The organism is Nocardia ninae NBRC 108245, from assembly GCF_007990755.1.
GTDB lineage: Bacteria > Actinomycetota > Actinomycetes > Mycobacteriales > Mycobacteriaceae > Nocardia > Nocardia ninae.
Window position 1 is genome coordinate 16,788 of sequence record NZ_BJXA01000025.1, and the last position, 17,516, is coordinate 34,303.

At 66.8% G+C, this 17,516-nt stretch carries 16 protein-coding genes and 1 tRNA gene; 11 read left to right on the forward strand and 6 right to left on the reverse strand.

The features are described 5' to 3' along the window. The first annotated feature begins 18 nt into the window (after nucleotides 1–18). Both NN4_RS19590 and NN4_RS19595 read left to right on the forward strand, forming a co-directional pair. The gene (locus tag NN4_RS19590; protein WP_147133215.1) at nucleotides 19–1,341 is read left to right on the forward strand and encodes a UDP-glucose dehydrogenase family protein; all 1,323 of its coding nucleotides are present in this window, start codon (nucleotides 19–21) and stop codon (nucleotides 1,339–1,341) included. Between the two features lie 138 nt (nucleotides 1,342–1,479). Then, entirely contained in the window at nucleotides 1,480–2,781 is a 1,302-nt protein-coding gene (locus NN4_RS19595; RefSeq protein WP_246180965.1) for a DUF7159 family protein, read from the forward strand. A 32-nt stretch (nucleotides 2,782–2,813) separates the two neighbouring features. Here NN4_RS19595 and NN4_RS19600 read toward each other — a convergent pair whose 3' ends face one another. The 3 genes from NN4_RS19600 to NN4_RS19610 form a co-directional block, all read right to left on the reverse strand. Then, a complete protein-coding gene (locus tag NN4_RS19600) occupies nucleotides 2,814–4,088 on the reverse strand; it encodes a YibE/F family protein (RefSeq protein WP_147133218.1) in 1,275 nt (424 codons plus the stop codon). 434 nt (nucleotides 4,089–4,522) lie between these two features. Beyond that, nucleotides 4,523–5,779: a pyridoxal phosphate-dependent aminotransferase gene (locus NN4_RS19605; RefSeq protein WP_135233893.1), complete on the reverse strand. Its 1,257-nt coding sequence runs from the start codon at nucleotides 5,777–5,779 to the stop codon at nucleotides 4,523–4,525. Nucleotides 5,780–5,877: 98 nt separating this feature from the next. Continuing rightward, nucleotides 5,878–7,218, reverse strand: coding sequence for a helix-turn-helix domain-containing protein (locus tag NN4_RS19610; protein WP_147133221.1), 1,341 nt, complete (start codon nucleotides 7,216–7,218; stop codon nucleotides 5,878–5,880). 231 nt (nucleotides 7,219–7,449) lie between these two features. On the opposite strand from NN4_RS19610, the gene NN4_RS19615 reads away from it, so the two are divergent. The 3 genes from NN4_RS19615 to NN4_RS19625 all read left to right on the forward strand — a co-directional run bounded on the left by NN4_RS19615 (nucleotide 7,450) and on the right by NN4_RS19625 (nucleotide 9,331). Continuing rightward, nucleotides 7,450–7,899 carry a hypothetical protein gene (locus tag NN4_RS19615; protein WP_135233894.1) on the forward strand — a complete coding sequence of 150 codons (450 nt, stop codon included), beginning with the start codon at nucleotides 7,450–7,452 and terminating at the stop codon, nucleotides 7,897–7,899. A gap of 155 nt (nucleotides 7,900–8,054) precedes the next feature. Next, a complete protein-coding gene (locus NN4_RS19620; RefSeq protein WP_147133224.1) occupies nucleotides 8,055–8,909 on the forward strand; it encodes a helix-turn-helix domain-containing protein in 855 nt (284 codons plus the stop codon). Nucleotides 8,910–8,944: 35 nt separating this feature from the next. After that, nucleotides 8,945–9,331: a hypothetical protein gene (locus NN4_RS19625; protein ID WP_147133226.1), complete on the forward strand. Its 387-nt coding sequence runs from the start codon at nucleotides 8,945–8,947 to the stop codon at nucleotides 9,329–9,331. Here NN4_RS19625 and dcd read toward each other — a convergent pair. Then, the gene (gene dcd / locus NN4_RS19630) at nucleotides 9,328–9,933 is read right to left on the reverse strand and encodes a dCTP deaminase (protein ID WP_107653218.1); all 606 of its coding nucleotides are present in this window, start codon (nucleotides 9,931–9,933) and stop codon (nucleotides 9,328–9,330) included. The two genes, NN4_RS19625 and dcd, sit on opposite strands and share 4 nt — an antisense overlap. Before the next feature lie 121 nt (nucleotides 9,934–10,054). On the opposite strand from dcd, the gene NN4_RS19635 reads away from it, so the two are divergent. The 4 genes from NN4_RS19635 (at nucleotide 10,055) to NN4_RS19650 (ending at nucleotide 13,753) form a co-directional block, all read left to right on the forward strand. Next, nucleotides 10,055–10,756, forward strand: coding sequence for a phosphatase PAP2 family protein (locus NN4_RS19635; RefSeq protein ID WP_147133229.1), 702 nt, complete (start codon nucleotides 10,055–10,057; stop codon nucleotides 10,754–10,756). A 105-nt stretch (nucleotides 10,757–10,861) separates the two neighbouring features. After that, nucleotides 10,862–11,776, forward strand: a complete 915-nt coding sequence (locus NN4_RS19640) for a deoxyribonuclease IV (protein WP_186818515.1) — start codon at nucleotides 10,862–10,864, stop codon at nucleotides 11,774–11,776. Nucleotides 11,777–11,841: 65 nt separating this feature from the next. Next, a complete protein-coding gene (locus NN4_RS19645; protein WP_222595110.1) occupies nucleotides 11,842–13,026 on the forward strand; it encodes a serine hydrolase domain-containing protein in 1,185 nt (394 codons plus the stop codon). A gap of 79 nt (nucleotides 13,027–13,105) precedes the next feature. Then, a complete protein-coding gene (locus tag NN4_RS19650; protein ID WP_186818516.1) occupies nucleotides 13,106–13,753 on the forward strand; it encodes a class I SAM-dependent methyltransferase in 648 nt (215 codons plus the stop codon). Nucleotides 13,754–13,767: 14 nt separating this feature from the next. Here NN4_RS19650 and NN4_RS19655 read toward each other — a convergent pair whose 3' ends face one another. Then, a complete protein-coding gene (locus tag NN4_RS19655; RefSeq protein ID WP_147133239.1) occupies nucleotides 13,768–14,379 on the reverse strand; it encodes a 2'-5' RNA ligase family protein in 612 nt (203 codons plus the stop codon). Nucleotides 14,380–14,602: 223 nt separating this feature from the next. On the opposite strand from NN4_RS19655, the gene NN4_RS19660 reads away from it, so the two are divergent. Both NN4_RS19660 and NN4_RS19665 read left to right on the forward strand, forming a co-directional pair. Beyond that, a tRNA-Gly gene (locus NN4_RS19660) sits at nucleotides 14,603–14,673 on the forward strand. Nucleotides 14,674–14,816: 143 nt separating this feature from the next. Continuing rightward, nucleotides 14,817–16,253: an alpha/beta hydrolase gene (locus tag NN4_RS19665; RefSeq protein WP_186818517.1), complete on the forward strand. Its 1,437-nt coding sequence runs from the start codon at nucleotides 14,817–14,819 to the stop codon at nucleotides 16,251–16,253. 17 nt (nucleotides 16,254–16,270) lie between these two features. Here the strand turns inward: NN4_RS19665 and NN4_RS19670 are convergent, their stop codons facing one another. Continuing rightward, the gene (locus NN4_RS19670) at nucleotides 16,271–17,389 is read right to left on the reverse strand and encodes a methyltransferase (RefSeq protein ID WP_147133245.1); all 1,119 of its coding nucleotides are present in this window, start codon (nucleotides 17,387–17,389) and stop codon (nucleotides 16,271–16,273) included. Nucleotides 17,390–17,516: the final 127 nt, after the last annotated feature.

The window sequence follows — 17,516 nt, forward strand, 5'->3', positions numbered from 1 at the left end:
GGGGCTTATCAATCGATCATGCGATGCACAGTCTTCGGAACCGGGTACCTCGGGGCCACGCACGCAGCGTGCATGGCCGAGCTCGGGCATGACGTCATCGGGGTGGATGTCGACCCGGGCAAGGTCGCGAAGCTGTCCGATGGCGTGGTGCCGTTCTACGAACCCGGTCTCGAGGACGTGCTGCGGCGCAATCTCGACACCGGCAGGCTGCGCTTCACCACCTCCTATGCCGAGGCGGCGGCGCACGCCGACGTGCATTTCCTCGGGGTGGGGACGCCGCAGAAGAAGGGCGAGTACGCCGCCGACCTGAAGTACGTGCACGCCGTGGTCGATACCCTCGCGCCGATGCTGGAGCGCCCGTCGGTGATCATCGGCAAGTCGACCGTGCCGGTCGGCACGGCCGCGGCGCTCGGCACCAGGGCGCGGCGGCTGACCTCGACCGACGTCGAGGTGGCCTGGAACCCGGAGTTCCTGCGCGAGGGCTTCGCGGTGAAGGACACGCTGCGCCCGGATCGTCTTGTGCTGGGAGTGGATCGGGAGCGGCCGGGCGCGGGCTGGGTCGAGGACATGGTGCGCGAGATCTACGCGGAACTGATCGCCGACGAGGTGCCGTTCCTGCTGACCGATTTGGCCACCGCCGAATTGGTGAAAGTATCGGCGAATGCCTTTCTGGCAACCAAGATTTCGTTCATCAACGCGGTATCGGAAGTATGCGAGGCGACCGGCGCCGATGTGACGATGCTGGCCGACGCGCTCGGTTACGACGCCCGCATCGGACGCCGATTCCTCAATGCCGGACTGGGTTTCGGCGGCGGTTGTCTGCCGAAGGATATTCGGGCCTTCATGGCCCGCTCCGGTGAACTCGGCGCCGACCACGCGGTGGCATTTCTGCGTGAGGTGGACAACATCAACATGCGCCGCCGTACCAAGGTGGTGGACATGGCCGCCCGCGCCTGCGGCGGTTCGCTGCTCGGCGCGAATGTCGCGGTGCTCGGCGCGGCGTTCAAACCGGAATCCGACGATGTTCGCGATTCGCCCGCGCTGAATGTGGCGGGCATGATCCAGCTGCACGGCGCGGTGGTGACGGTGTATGACCCTAAGGCGCTGGAGAATTCGCGCCGGGTGTTCCCGACCCTGAACTACGCGACCTCGGTGACGGAGGCCTGTGAGCGAGCCGACGTTGTGTTGGTGCTCACCGAATGGGACGAGTTCACGGCGCTGCGCCCGGAGGATTTGAATAGGGTAGTTCGGACAAAATCCATCATCGACGGGAGGAATTGTCTCAATCGTGCCAACTGGCGGGCGGCCGGATGGGTGTACGCGGGACTCGGTACGCCGTAGAGTTGCGTCGCGAAGGCGGGGACTATTGCCGGACGATTAGTCCTGCCGTAGGCACGGTCGCTCTTCGACGGTATGGTCCGGGGAGCGGGCCTTCGCGCGGGCTCGCATGTCGTGAAGTGTGAACGAGATGGGCAGCTGATGAGTTCGGTACTGGGAGTTTCGGTGGGGGCCGGCGCTGTCCGTATGGCGCGGCCACACACCGGGAACCCCCACGGCCACGTCGAGGCGCACTCGTTCGATCTGCAGACCATTCCGGTTGCCGGGCAGACCGTGGAGGAGCTGGCCGCCGAGGCCGTCGGCGTCACGCTGGAGACCACCCCCGACATCATCGCCACCGCCATCGCCTACCGCAGCGAGCAGCACGCCCGCGCGCTCCGCGCCGCCATGGCACGCCAGCAGCTGACCAACTACGAACTCGTCCCCGAGGTCGTCGCCGCGCTCGAATTCGCGCAGTCCACCGGCGATATTCGCGGTATCTCCTCGCTGGTCGTCTACGACCTCGGCAGCTCCGGACTCACCGTGAGCGTGGTCGACACCCAGTCGCGTGAGGTCCGCTACAGCGAACGCACCAGCGATATCAGCGGCGACTACCTCGACTCGCTGATCCGCGAACAGCAGATCGCCTCCGGCCGGATCGCGCACCCGCCGGACGCCGCGGGCCTGGCCGTCCTGGACGGGCTGTGCCGCGAAGCCAAGGAACAACTGTCCTCCAACACCGCCGTCGCGCTGCCCAGCGAACAGGGCCTGGTGCTACTGGCGCAGGAAAATTTCGAATCGCTGATCATGCTGGCGATCGAGTCGTCGGCCCGGATGGCCCGCGACGTGATCACCCGCTCCGATCGGCCGGTGCACGGCGTGCTCGCGATCGGCGGTTGCGCGCGGATTCCGCTGGTAGCCAGGGTCCTCGAACGGTGGATGGGTGTTCCGGTCATCGTGCCGGAGAGCCCGGAGACGGTGATCGCCCGCGGCGCGGCGCTGCTGGCCCGGCCGGTCGTGCCGGAGCCGGTGGTCAGTGCTGCGGCCATGGATGCGGAGTTGTCCCCCGCCTGGTTATCGGCGCCGCCGAAACGCCGCAAGCGCGAGATCAGCGGCGCCGTGCTCACCGTCAGCGCGCTCGCGGTGGTCGCCGCGATCGGGCTCGGGCTCGGCTACGGTCCGCAAGTGCTGCAACGTGATTCCCACAGTGAGGGCTCGCCGTCGACGCCGACGACCAGCGCGCCGCGCACCACCACGCACGACCCGCAGATCGCGGTCGCACCCGCCACGCCGACGGAGACCGCCGCGGAGTCGATCGCCGCACCACCGCCGCGCCGCCCGACCACAGAGGCTCCGCCGCCGCCCGCGCCAGGCCCGAACACCATTGTGGTGCCCGGCCTTCCGCCGATCGTGGTCCCCACGATCCCGCCCGAGGTCTTCCCCTTCCCGCCGCCCCCGCGCTAGTCAGTCGGGGACGCCGGTCGGCGCGTGCGGAATCAGTTGCGCGCGTGCCGGGCTCGACGTGCCGGTGCCGCCGGCTTCCCCCGCGTACCGAACGGGCGGGCGAGCATGACGGCGATGCCGGTGGTCAGCGGGACGGACAGGGCCAGTGCGATCCCGCCGACCGACGAGCGGGCGATCTCGATGGCGACCGCGTCACCGGTCAGCACGTCGCGAATGGAACGACCCGCGACGCTGAACAACAGCAGCAGCGGCAGCGCACCACCGGCGTAGGCGAGCACCAGGGTGTAGACGGTGCTGGCGATGTGGTCCCGCCCGACCCGCATGGCCGCCGTGAAAACCTCACGCCGAGTGGCGGACTCGTCGATCGCGGCCAGCTCGAACGCGGCCGAGGCCTGCGTGATGGTGACGTCGTTGAGCACGCCGAGCGAACCGATGATGAACCCGGCCAGCAGCAGGCCGGTGATGCTCACGTGCTCCAGGTAGGTGGCGACGTTGGTGTTCTGCTCCTCGGACAAGCCCGTCAGATGGGTGATCTTGATGGCGACCCAGGACAGCACCGCCGCGACGACCATCGAGGTCAGCGTGCCGAGCAGCGCCGAACTGGTGCGCAGATTCACCCCGTGCGCGAGATACAACACGGCATAGAGGATCAAGGAGCCCGCCACCAGCGCGACCGGGATCGCGGGCTTGCCGTCCAGCAGCGCGGGCAACATGAACATCACCAGCACGGCGAAGGCGAACACCAGCCCAAGCAGGGCGCGTAGGCCACGCCAGCGCGCGACCACCACGATCACCACGACGAAGACCACGAAGATCAGCGTCAACGGGAAACCGCGCGCGTAGTCCTCGAACGAATACATCGGGGTGCCGCTGGGATCGGTCTGCCGCACCAGCCGGATCTCGTCCCCGGCGCGCAGATCGGGTTGTCCTGGGCCGGGCGGGATTTCGAACAGCGTCTTGTTGCCCTGGTGCGGCCCGGACTCGATGGTGATCAGGCTGCGCTGGCAGGTGTAGGCGTTGTTGCGCGGCGGCTCCGGCTTCTCCACGAACACCTTGCCGATCGACGTGCTGCCGCACGGACCGACGTCCTGCATGACCACCGTGCCCGCCTCGGTCTGCACCGCACCGCCGCCCGCATTCTGCATGGGCAGCGGGATATCGATGTGCTGTTTGTCCGGCCACAGCATGACCGTGCCGAGCAGCACGAGGGCACCGATGACGGTGAGCAGGCCGACGACAACGCGTGCGGCGGTGTCACCGATCGCGATCGGACCGGAGTGGTCGTGGTGATGATGATGGTCGCTCATGACCGCGCGGGGCTCCTACCCTGTCCGTCGTTGCACTGGGGGCGTTCCCCAGCGGGCAGGAACGGCTGTTGCGCCCCGAGTCGGCTGCCCGCGACCGAGCTTAAAGGATTTCATTTTCAAAAGCGCCGCGGCGAACGGAAAGGCGGGGAGTCGGCCAGGTGGCCGGGAAAGGGTTCGGAGGGGGCGGCGGAGAGCAGGGGGATGTCTCCGCCGCCCACAGGCCGGCGGCCCAGGGGGGTAGGCGGCCGAACCCGAGACCGGGTTAACCCAGGGGGGTAGGCAACCCGGCCGGGCACTCGAAAGTGCCAAGTCCTACTGTACACAAAAGTACTTCTAATGCGCTAGCTAGTCTCCAAACTTCGCGCATATCCATACATTCGGTCGGTTTATCCGCTAGAAGCGGGGCGCCGCGGTGGCCCGGCCGGGTCGCAACTCTATTGGCGATAGCTCGACAAGAAGTTGCCGAAGCGCTCGATGGCTACCGCGAGATCCCTGGCCCACGGCAGCGTCACGATCCGCAGGTGATCATGGTTGGGCCAGTTGAAGCCGGTCCCCTGCACCATCAGGATCTTCTCCTGCAGCAGCAGATCGAGGATCAGCTTCGAATCGTCATGGATCTCATGCACATTCGGATCCAGCCGGGGGAACGCGTACAGCGCGCCCTTCGGCTTCACGCACGACACACCGGGAATCATGTTCAGCCGCTCCCACGCGACGTCACGCTGCTCCAGCAGTCGCCCGCCGGGCAGGATCAGATCCTCGATGCTCTGATGCCCGCCGAGCGCGACCTGAATCGCATGCTGCGCAGGCACATTCGGGCACAGCCTGGACGAGGCGAGCAGGTCGATGCCCTCCAGCAGACCCGACGCGTGATCCTTCGGACCGGTGATGGCCAGCCAGCCGGCGCGGTAGCCCGCCACCCGGTACGCCTTGGACAGACCGTTGAAGGTCAGGCACAGCAGATCGGGCGCCACCGAGGCCAGCGAAATATGCTTGGCGTCGTCGTAGAGGATCTTGTCGTAGATCTCGTCGGCGAGCAGCAGCAACTGATGCTTACGCGCAATATCGACGAGTTGCTGAAGAATTTCCGCAGAATATACGGCGCCGGTCGGATTATTCGGATTGATCACCAGCAGAGCCTTGGTCTTGTCGGTGATCTTCGATTCGATATCGGCGATGTCGGGCTGCCAGCCGCTGGACTCGTCGCACAGGTAATGCACCGGCGTACCACCGGCCAGGCTGGTCATCGCGGTCCACAGCGGATAGTCCGGCGCCGGGATCAGCACCTCGTCACCGTTGTCCAGCAGCGCCTGCATGGTGATGGTGATCAGCTCGGAAACCCCGTTGCCCAGGTAGACGCTGTCCACGTCCAGCTCCGGGAATCCGGGCACCAGCTCGTACCGGGTGACGATCGCGCGCCTGGCCGACAGGATGCCCTTGGATTCGGAGTAGCCCTGGGCATACGGCAGCGCCGCGATGATGTCGCGCATGATCACATCGGGGGCCTCGAAGCCGAACGGCGCGGGGTTGCCGATATTGAGCTTGAGGATGCGATGACCCTCGGCCTCCAGCCGTGCTGCCTGCGCGTGTACCGGTCCACGAATCTCGTAGACGACGTTCTGTAGCTTCGTGGACTGCTCCAGCACGCGCGGCGGGCGATGCGGTAGATGACTTGGGCTCACCCGTCCCATGGTGCCATCCGCGGCAAATGGATAAACCGCCGCTCGCCGTCAATTGCCCGTATTTCACTGGGCGGTGATGAACGGCGGGCGGGGATGTGATCAGTACCTCAGGAAGGAGGGTTGCCAGGCGGTATCCCCTTGGCGGCCGTGGTGCCGCAGAATTCCTCGAGCCGCTCGTCCAGGAACCGCGCTTCGACCGCGTCGCGGAAATCCGGGGCCGCGATCCGCCTGCGCACACCGGTCAGCCGCACCTCCAACTGCGCGAGGCGCTTGTCCTCGGCCAGACCGAGCACCGGCTGCAGCGCCTCGGTCGCGCCGTCGAGGCTGCCGTTGATCAGATGCGCGGCGGCGCAGTCGACCCGGGCCAGCGATTCGGCACCGTAGGACCGTTGCTCCGACGGACCGCTCGCGTACAGATCGATGGCGCGCTGGGTGGCGGCCAAGGCGAGCTCGGCCTCCCCGAGATGGATGTAGGTGGCGCCCGCGTAGTACTGCGCCTTGGCGTCGTTGAAGCCGAACACCCCACCCACCTCGTCGTGCAGGGTGTCGGTTTCGGACACCTCGCGGGCATCGTCGGCGGCGCGGATGCAGCGATCCGCCTCCGCCGAACTGCCCAGCCGGGACCAGATCCGGGCCTCGATATTGAGCAGTCGCACCTTCGCCGTCGCCGACTCGGCGAACTCCTGCCCGCTCTGCGCCAGCTGCACGCCCCGGCGCGGCCGCTCCGACCAGTACTCGATCAGCGCGTGCATGCCACGGGTCCAGGCCCGCAACCCGTTGTGGCCACACAGTTCGGAGTAGGCCCAGGCCGCTCTGATCTGTTCACCCGCCGAGTCGTAGTAGCCGAGATCGGTACTGGCGTTGGCGAGCAACCCGGACAGGGTGCCCGCCAGCAGGTACAGATGGCTGGTGTCGACCGGCCGTTGATGCCCCTCCAGCAGCCGGTAGACCCGCCGCCGGACCCGCAGCATCTCGACCATCATCGGCACCGGGGGCACGTGCACATAGTCGTTCGCGATGCGCGTCACGTCGGCATCGAGTTGCTCCAAGGTGGTAACGCCCAAGTTTGTGCTCTCCGCGTGGCCAGCGTGCTCGCTGGCCTCATGGGCAGCCGCCATGATCAGATCCCTCTCCGAAATCGCTGCTAACGCATCACCTCTCATCGCACCGGCGTCTATGAGAGCCAAAAGTTCCGCGTCGCTCGAATAGTGGACGCGCGCCGAGGTATCGGCGGACGCATCGATTCCAGGCGGGGTCGGGCGGTCGGCCATCGATGGATCGATCATGGCCGCAAACCGTGCCCGCACAACGTCGTCCGACCTGGCCAGGGAGGTATCGAGAGCGGCTTGATTGATCGGACGTGGATGGACGCGGACGCCGCCGGCCTCCCACTTCGACACCAGGCGTTCGTGCACCCCGAGGTGTGCCGCGAACTGCCTGATGCTCATGCGCTTGGCATCGCGAAGGGCACGGGCCTCTTTACCTGACCATTGCCGGACCACGATGTCATCCCTTCCGAAAGAACTCTTTCCCAGGGTACGAGGGGTTTGTGAGCACGGCTACATACGAAACAGAGCTGGTACCAGAGGCAGCGGAAAGGCAGCAGAAGGCGGGCGTGCGGGCAATACCGAAACCGGGCCACGACCGGGACCCTTGAGCAGGGAGGCAAGGAGTTCGCCGTGAATGTGGAGAAACTCAGGACTGTTGACGATTGGGTTGCGTTCTATCGGCACGAGTTCGGGCTACCGGTGACCGAGCGTGGCGGCTTCGTCATGCTGCCGATCACCGGCCGCGTTTGCGTTGTCCACTTGCCTACCGCCCGTGCCGAAAAGGTACGGGCCGCACTGGATCAGCAAGGGGCCAGGGGGCCCATGCTGGCCAGGCAGATCCGGTGGAGCTTTCTGGCCGAACCGGACAGCCGGCCGGGAACGCAGGTGCTAGAGGTCCTCAACCGCCTCGACATCGGCATTCCCGCCATCGGCAGCGCCGTGATGTTGCCGACCGGCCTCGGACGGTGGACCCGGGAAGGGTGCTTCTGGGTATCCCCGCCGAGGCGCGGCGACACGCTGCCACCGCTATCCGTCATCATCACGACGGCGCTGGCGGTGGGGGCGGGCGGCGGGGACTGATCACGCGCCGCGATCGGTTCCCGTTGCCGCCCGGCGCTTTACCGGACCGAATCCGCCCCATTCTCGGCAGTCGACGGGGCGGACTCGGGCCGGTGCCACCATCATCCCCGGCGCTGAAGCGGGCCATGGCGAGGAAGTCGCTTTAGTGTTGCGGGATGGGCGGTGATCGGCTGAGCGACCTGCGCGGGACGTATCAGGTGCGGGCGCACCAGATCGTTCCCGCGTCGGCCGCAGCCTTCGCCGGCCTGGATGTCATCCGCTGCTTCGGTTTCGATGTGCTGGAGCCGAACCCGGTGCGGCGCAGGAAGATTCCGGGCGGCACGGTCAAGATCGTGTTCGCGCTGGAGGGGACCTTCGAGGGGCGCAGTCTCGACCCGACCGCACTGGTCATCGGTTTGCACGATCGGGCGGGGACGGCCGGGCACGCCGGACGGATGCGCAGCGTGCAGGTGCAACTCGATCCGCTGACGGCGCACCGGTTACTCGGCGTGCCGATGGACGAATTACGCAATGGCGCGGTCGAACTCGCCGAGTTGCACGGGCGGTTGGCGCAGCGCCTGGCCGAGCGACTTGCCGAAACAGCTACCTGGCCGGATCGATTCGCGTTGGTGGCCGACTACTTTCGCGCGCGGTCGCGCGAGGCCGACGACAGTGCGGATCGGGCGATCACGCATGCGGTCCGACAATTGCGGCGTTCTGCGGGCAGGCTGCCGGTAGCCGATCTGGCCGCCGAAACCGGCTGGAGTGCAAGGCATTTCCGGCGTCGGTTCGCCGAGCAAGTCGGGCTGCCACCGAAAGACTACGGATCACTGCTGCGCTTCTCGGCCGCGCTCACCGCGCTGACGAACGAACCGTCGCGTGATATGAGCGTGCTCGCGGGCGATTTCGGCTACTACGACCAATCGCATCTGATCCGGGATTTCCAGCGCTTCGCCGGCGCACCGCCGGGGCGGCTGCTCGGGATGAGCATGACCCATTCGTCCAATACCGCGGTGGCCGGCGCGACATAGCGTGCACGGACCTCGACCGCGAAGGACCTGCAGCGATGTCCGATTCACCGATCACCGTGCGGATGGCCGTCTTCGGCATCGGCATTCATGCGATCAACCATGTACTCGTCCTACTGTTCTCGCCGTTCAGCTGGAACGTCGGCACCGTTTTCCATCTCACGCACGGACCGATCTACGCCGCGCTGCTGGTGCCGATTCTGCGCGGCAAGAACTGGGCGCGGATCACCATCACGGTGCTGCTCGCCGGCCAGTTCCTCGGGCGGTTCGTCGTGTGGGTGATGTTTCCGAGCACCGGCGCGCACCTGGCATTGATCGGCGGGTGGGCGTTGTCGGTGGTGGTGCTCACGCTGCTGTGGGTGCCCGGTTCGACGCGACGGTACTTTCGGCGGAGCCGCGCGCTGCCGGAGAAGCAGCGGGCCTAGCTCTGCCGCGATTCCGCGGCGTCCACCACGGCGGCGGGCAGCGGGAAGTTCAGGTAGGACTTCGACGGTGTCGGCCCGCGCTGGCCCTGATACTTCGAGCCCGCGGTGGCACTGCCGTAGGGATGCTCGGCCGGGCTGGTCAGCCGCAGCAGGCACAGCTGGCCGATCTTCATGCCGGGCCACAGGGTGATCGGCAGGTTCGCCACGTTCGACAGTTCGAGGGTGATGTGGCCGCTGAAACCGGGATCGATGAAACCCGCAGTCGAATGGGTCAGCAGACCAAGCCTGCCGAGACTCGACTTGCCCTCCAGCCGACCCGCCAGATCGTCCGGCAGCGTGCACACCTCGAGTGTGGAGCCCAGCACGAACTCACCCGGGTGCAGCACGAACGGTTCGCCCGGAGCGGGCTCGACCAGGCTGGTCAGCTCGTCCTGGCGTTGCGCCGGGTCGATATGGGTGTAGCGGGAGTTGTCGAACACCCGGAACATGCCGTCCAACCGCACGTCGATACTCGACGGCTGGATCAGGCTCGCCAGGAGCGGCTCGACGCCGAGACGCCCAGCGGCGATCTCCGCACGGATGTCGCGATCGGAAAGCAGCACGCCGAGCAGCGTAGCGCCTGCTGGTCCGGGCTCTTCAGGCGCACAGTGGCAGTGCGGTGTCAGTGGGTGCCGACCGCGGTTCCTCAGCCGCCGCACAGCTTCGAGATGAGATCGTGGAAGGGTGACCACCAATTCCACACCGGGCCGGAGCTGGAACATGGTCCCGACGCTCGCCGTGCTAGCTACGGTTCTCGCCGTTTTCGCCGTCGGACTGACCAGCAACGTCCTCGCGAAAAACGGGCTCACCGCGATCGACTCGCCGATCTCGGACTGGGCCGTCGCCCACCGCAACGGCACGCTCACGCCACTCGCGATCACCGTCAGCTATCTCGGCGGCACCGTCGCGATGACCATCCTGGTGGTGCTTGCCGTCATCGTTTATGGCCGGCGCGGACAGTGGCGGGAGGCCGGGTTGGTCGTGTGTACCGGTCTCGGGTCATGGGTGCTGGTGGATGGTGGTAAGCACCTCATCGGACGGGAACGCCCACCGACGGTGAACCACGTCATCGTCAAGACGAACCTGGCGTATCCCTCCGGGCACAGTCTCGGATCGATGGCGGTGATCGGGATCCTCTCGGTCCTGCTGATCCCGCAGGTACGCCGTCCCGCGATGCGGTGGGTCGCGGGTGTCGCCGCCGTCGTCTTCGTTGCGGCGGTGGGGCTTTCCCGGATCTATCTCGGCGTGCACTGGCCGACCGATGTGCTCGGCGGCTGGGTGTTCGGTGGACTCTTGGTCACCCTCTGCTTCGCCGGTTACCAGCATCTCGAACGGCGCCAGAACCTGGCAGCCGCACCGCCACTCTCCGAAAGCCGCACCGGCTGACGTGGTGTCGGTGCGAGCGCCAACCGTCGGGCACGCCGATGTTCATCGGATCGCTGACTATCGTGGTTGCGTAGCCGCCGACATCGGAGGGAGTTGATCGAGGGCTTGTCTTCACCCATTGGTGCGCATGTCCTCGTGGGCGGCGGGCTGATCAAGAAGGGCCTGCGCGAGGCGGGGGAGATCGGGGCCGAGGCGATCCAGTTCTTCGCGGGCAACCCGCGGGGCTGGAAGCAGCCGTCCGTCGACCCGCACGACGCGGCCGCGTTCCGCACCGCCTGCGCGGACATGCCGGTGTTCGTGCACGCGCCGTATCTGCTGAATTTCGGCTCGCCGGACCCGGCCGTGCTGGAGAACTCCGCGCAGGCGCTGACCACCATCATGCGGCGCGCCGGCCTGGTCGGGGCGGCGGCGGTCATCGTCCATGCCGGTTCATCGGTGCGCCAGGAACTGCGCGAGCACGCACTGGGTCGCCTGCCCCAACTCTTCGCCCCGCTGCTCGACGCCGCACCACCCGGGGTGCGACTACTCATCGAGCCCACCTGCGGCGGCGGTGCGGCGCTGGCCTCGACCGTCGACAGCACTGTGGAGTACTTCGCCGCCCTCGACGACGAGCGGATCGGCCTGTGCATCGACACCTGCCACCTGCACGCGGCAGGCGAAGACATCACCACCGCCACCGGGCTGCACGCCGTAGTCAGCAAGCTGACGGACGCGATCGGCCCGCACCGACTGGACCTGGTCCACGCCAACGACAGTCGCGACCCGGCAGGCTCGCACCGCGACCGCCACGAAACCCTCGGCAAAGGCACCCTCGGCGAAGACGTCTTCCGCGCCCTGTTCACCATTCCCCAACTCCATGACATCCCCGTACTGGTCGAGACCGCGACCAACGGCGCCGACGTAGCGCTGCTGAAACGGCTGCGAGACGAAGTCCGGCAAGCCGATTCGCCTCTTCCCGACGACGGTTCGCCGGGCGTGCGTCCCGCGCAGCCAGGTGCACGGCCCCGGCCGGTCGAATAAGGTCTTGGCGGCGAGGGGGTTTCGCGTTGTGCCGTGCCCCCGCCGGAGCGGGTCGAGGAGGCGTCGTGGTGCTGGTGGACGGAACGGTCGAGCACGGGTTCGAGGCGGTTCGCGACGCGTTCGCGCTCGCACAGGCCGAGGACGAGGGGGCGGCGCAGCTCTGCGTCTACCGGAACGGCCGCGTTGTCGTCGATCTCTGGGCCGGGCAGGACCCGATCTCCGGAATGATGTGGGACCAGGATTCGCTGTCGGTGCTCATGTCGGTGTCGAAGGGGGTGACCGCAACCTGCGTGCACATGCTCGTCGAACGGGGACAGCTCGAGTTGTCGGCGCCCGTGGGCGAGTACTGGCCGGAGTTCGCGACCAGCGGGAAGGCCGGCATCACCGTCGCCGAACTGCTGGCGCACCGCGCGGGCCTGGCCGGGTTCGACCCGGAGTCCGGAATCGGGGCCGAGGAGTTGACGGACTGGTCGCTGTGCACCTCGGCCTTGGCGGCCATGACGCCGCTCTGGCAGCCCGGAACCGCGTTCTACTACCACTCCATCACCTGGGGTTACCTGGCCGGTGAGCTGATCCGGCGGGTCACCGGCAAGAGCGTCGGCGATTTTCTCGCCGCGGAGATCGCCGGACCGCTCGGATTGAGCCTGTGGGTCGGGCTGCCCGAAAGCGAGGAGCATCGTGTCGTTCCCCAGTTCTCCCGCAAGGAACAGCCGAACACCGCACAGGTCGCCGCGGTACTCAGCGGGATGGGGATCGACGTCGACGCACGATTGATCCGGACACTCCTCGCCGCCGTCGCCACCAGGGAAGACGGAGTCGCGCTGCTCAACACCCGCGCGGGGCACGCGGCCGAGGTACCCGCGGGCAACGCGATCGGCAACGCCCGTTCGCTGGCGCGGATGTACGCGGCGACCATCGGCGAGATCGACGGTGTCCGCCTGCTGACCTCCGCGACCGTCGATCGAGCACGGCAACCGCAGACCGACGGCCTGCGTGGCCCGGCGCCCTTGGATGTTCTGCCGGTAACCCACCGCTTCGCCAACGGCTACGAAATTCCCGGGCCCGCCCACGCCATGCTCGGTCCCGGCTCCTTCGGCCACAACGGCACCGGCGGCCGAATCGCCTTCGCCCACCCCGAATCCGGCATCGCCCTCGCCTACACCTGCACCCACATGATCTGGGACGACGTCGCAGGCCCCGACCCTCGCTGGCTCCCCTGGACCGCGGCGCTGCACGAGGCGATCGCCTAGCGCGGTACCGCCGAGTCATTCGGCCTTGCATGCCATCTCAACTCTGGCCGCCGTCATGCCGTATGGAATGCTGGCGAGCGTGCGCCTCTCGCTTCCGCTCATGGGCCCCTTCGCTCGCCAGCTCGGACACCCCTCGGGCCCCCTCGGACGCTTGATCACCAACGGGCTCAACGTCTTCAACAAAGCGGTGATGGCGGGCTCCATCGCCGCGCTCGAGGCACAACCCGGCGACCAGGTCGCCGATATCGGTTTCGGCGGTGGCTACGGACTGCAAGCCCTGCTCGGACAGGTCGGGCCGCACGGACGCGTCTACGGCATCGACATCTCGACCACCATGATCACCAAGGCGCACAAGCGATTCGAGGAATACCTCGCGAACGACCGACTCCGTCTGATCGAAGCCCCGATGCGCGACCTGCCGGTCGAGGCCGCCACCTTCGATGGCGTCGTCACCGTGAACACCATCTACTACATCGAGGACCAGGAACTAGCGGAATCGTTCGCCGAGGTCGCCCGCGTGCTTCGGCCTGGCGGCAAGTTTGTCGTCGGCGCCGCCGACTCGTCCTATATCGAGAGCACGCCGTGGCGGGACGGCCTCATCAAGCGATCACGCGCCGAGGTGGAGGCGATCATCGAGGGGGCAGGCTTCACGACGAGTGACCATCGGCGAGTAGGCGAGTCCGACCGCGCCTTCCACGTCTACGTGGCCCAGCGACCCAGTCCGTAGCAGCCGTGCCGGCGTCATGTCGACGTGACAGCATGCGATGAGATCACGTCCCAGGTGAAGATACCCGCTTCGGGATCCACGTCGACCGCCAGGAAGTGGAGGCTGCCGACGGCGAGTGATGCGGGAGTCTTGATGGTCGACAGCGCGAGTTCCAAGGGGGCGGAGTCTCTTTCAGTGGTGCCATAACCGAGTGTGACATGCGGCATCGGCGGCGGGGCGGGCAGCGCTCGTTCCGTTCCGAAGACCTGCTCGGCGGCGTCGCGGGTCGCGGTGTACAGCTGCTTCCACTGTGCGTCCTCGGGTGCGGCTACGCCGACACCGTAGTCGTGCAGCCAGGGCCCCTGCATCGGGATCGCGAACGGTGCGGTGCTCGCAGCCACTGCCGCCAAGGCATCGGAATACCGGCTCAGAGCTTCATCAGCTACTTCGTTGCGCCACCACGGGATTCGCGTGACCGTCGCATGCTGCCATCGCGGTTCCACCGCAGTGCAGCCCTCGAACGCTTCGACAGCATCCACCGCTGGCTGTACCACCGCGATGAACTCTGGGTCCGGCAGGACATAGACGTGCAGCGAACCGTGCAACTGCGGCCAGTCGAGATGGGGGGAGTCGAAGAAGTTCCGCACGGGACGATCCTAGGACGCACCGGCAGGCCGGTGCCGACCGAAGCCGTCCACGTTGCGAGCCTGAACTGGCTCGCAGCTCGCCGAGCGCGGTCGAGACCGATGCGGAGGCCAGCGAGACGTGACCACCACTACTGCGCATCCCTGCAGGTCAGCGGCTTCTACCTGGACTTTTCCCGCCCCCGCGCGGGTTCTGCTAAAGTCTCGACAGGCGGTTCGCCGCTTCGCCGATGTAGTTCAATGGTAGAACTTCTGCTTCCCAAGCAGACAGCGCGGGTTCGATTCCCGTCATCGGCTCTGCGATGGTGAATGCCCTGGCCAGATGTTCTGGTGCGGGGCATTTTCTTGTCTGTGGAGGTCAAGGCTCAGTACCGGAGGGGTAGTGGGGGTGGCTCGTTGGGGGGATGTGGGGCGGGGATCGGGAGGTCGACGATCTGGGCATGTTGATTCGTCGCACTGTATTGGCTTTGGGGCTGGCCGTGGGGGTTTGTTCGGGGGCGGTGACTGCCTGCACGTCGGATGCTGAGCCTGCGTCTGAGTTGAGTTGGGAACCGTGCCCGGAAAATGCCGAGTTCGACTGTGGCACAGTCACTGTGCCGGTCGATTGGGGGAAGCCGACGGGGGCGAAGATTGAGGTCGCGGTGGTGCGGGATCGGGCTGACGAACCTTCACAGAAGGTGGGGACGTTGGTTTCGTTGCCCGGCGGGCCGGGGACGTCGGGGGTGGATGAAATCTTGAAGGGGGGAAAGTTTTCGGCGGAGTTGCGGGGGAGGTTCGACATTGTGAGTCTTGATCCGCGGGGGGTGAAGCGGAGTCATCCGGTGCGGTGTGACGCGGGGCTGGCGGGGTATCGGCCGAATTTTGTGCCGGATCTGGGTGGGCGGATCGATGAAGTGCATTCGTATGCACGGGATCTCGCGGCGAGTTGCCGGCAGTACACCGGGGCGTTGATGGATCATCTCGATGCGGCGAGTGTCGCGCGGGATGTGGAGGCGCTGCGGGTGGCGGTCGGGGTGGACCAGATCAGTATCTACAGCAGGTCTTACGGGACGATGCCCGCACAGTCGTATGCGGAGTTGTTTCCGAAACGCTTGCGCGCCTTGCTGATGGACAGCGTGGACGACCACAGTTTGGATGGGCGGGCATTCATGAACAGTGAGGCACGGGCGGCCAAGGATGCTTATGGTGAGTTCGCGGCGTGGTGTGCCCGGGATGAGCAGTGTGCCTTGCACGGTGCGGACATCGATCAGATCTTCAATGAGGTGTACGCCAAGTCGGCTCGGGGTGAGTTACGCGATCTCGCCGAGACAACCAAGCAGCTGGGTGCGATCGACCTGAACACACAGGTCATCCAACGGCTTTACCGTCCCGAATGGGCAAGGCTGGCAACGGATCTGTGGGCGTTGCTCGACCAGCCCGCGGCCATCCCGCTGCCGCCCACTTCGCCACAAGAGCAAGGTCAGCCGGTGCCGATGGCACAAATCATCTTCTGTTCCGACTGGCGTTTCGACATCGCCGACCAGGACCAATGGAACCAGCTGTGGCGTGAGCAGACTCAGAACGCCGCACCACTACGCGCCCACTTTGCTTGGGGCGCAGGCGCTTTGTGCTCCGGCTGGCCCATCGCACCGGCGAACCCGCCGCATCGCCCGCAGATCGTGGGCGGCCCACCGATTCTCGTCATGAACTCACTGCACGACCCGTCGACGCCGCACGAATGGGCATTGGGCGTTGCGAAGAACACTCCGGACTCCACGCTGCTGACCTACGAAGGCTGGGGCCACACCGTCTACGACCGCTCCCCCTGCACCACGAGCGCCGCCGACCGATACCTCATCGACTTGACGATCCCACAAACCCGCTGTCCCGCAGCCTGATCGAGCGCCAGGTACCACTACGGCGTGACAGCCAGCCGCCAGAGCGAGGTGACTTCCGCGGCGCGGGCGGCATACAACGGGTCGGTGGTGTCCTTGGCGCGCGGGTGCTGCGGAGTGGTGTCGGTCTTATCGATGACGTGCAGACCGGCACCCTCGATCAGGGTCAGCAGGTCGTCCCGGGTGCGCAACCCGAGATGCTCGGCCAGGTCGGACAGAATGAGCCAACCTTCGCCGCCCGGCTCGAGATGAGCGGCCAAACCGGTCAGAAAGCCGCGCAGCATTGCACTGTCCTGGTCGTACACCCCGTGCTCGATCGCGGAGGTCGGCCGGGCCGGCAGCCACGGCGGATTGCAGACGATGAGGTCGGCGCGACCGTCCGGAAAAAGCGTGGGACCGACGATGGAGACTGAACGGGCAAGGTCCAGCCGGTCGATGTTGTCGCGGGCACAGGCCAGCGCCCGCGGGCTGTCATCGGTCGCCATGACATGGCCGACCCCGCGGTGAGCCAACAGCGCGGCCAGCACTCCGGTCCCGGTGCCGAGATCGAACGCGGTACGCACGTCGTCGGCGAGCGGGGCCTGCGCGACCAGCCCGAGGTATTCGCCGCGAATCGGCGAGAACACGCCGTAATGCGGGTAGATGGTGGCGTCCAGCGCGGGGATCCGCACACCCTTCTCCCGCCACTGGGCCGCACCGAGCACGCCGAGCAGCTCGGTGAGCGCGATGAGCATCGGCCCCTCCGACGGCCCGTACACATCGTCACAGGCCTTGCGCACGTCGGGAGCGCGGCGCAGCGCGAGCGTGTGGTCTTGTTCGAGTTGGACGATCAGCTTGCCGAGCACCCGCGCGCGATGGTTGCGCGCCCTGCGCTGCAACCGGAACGACTCGGCCGGATTATCGCCAGGCCCGGGAGCTTTTCGGTCGACCCGGCGGCCCATCGCCTGGAGCAGCTGGCGGGCATTGTGGTAGTCGCCGCGCCACAGCAGCGCCGTGCCTTCACAGGCCAGCCGGTACGCGGTCTCGGCGGTCATCCGATCGTCGGCCACCACGATCCGGGTCGGGGCCGGTGTCGCGCTTTCGGAATGCCAGGGGGCGGATCGCTCGGTATCGGCTTCGGTCCAGGTCATCGTGGACATCGGCGGCTCCTCGTTGTCGAACATTCACGGGCACGGAGTGCACCGCGACGAGGAGTTGTCGAGCTCGGTCGTTCCTACCGCGTCGAAGTGCGCGAGGAAACGTCACCGAGAACCATGCCCACGGCCA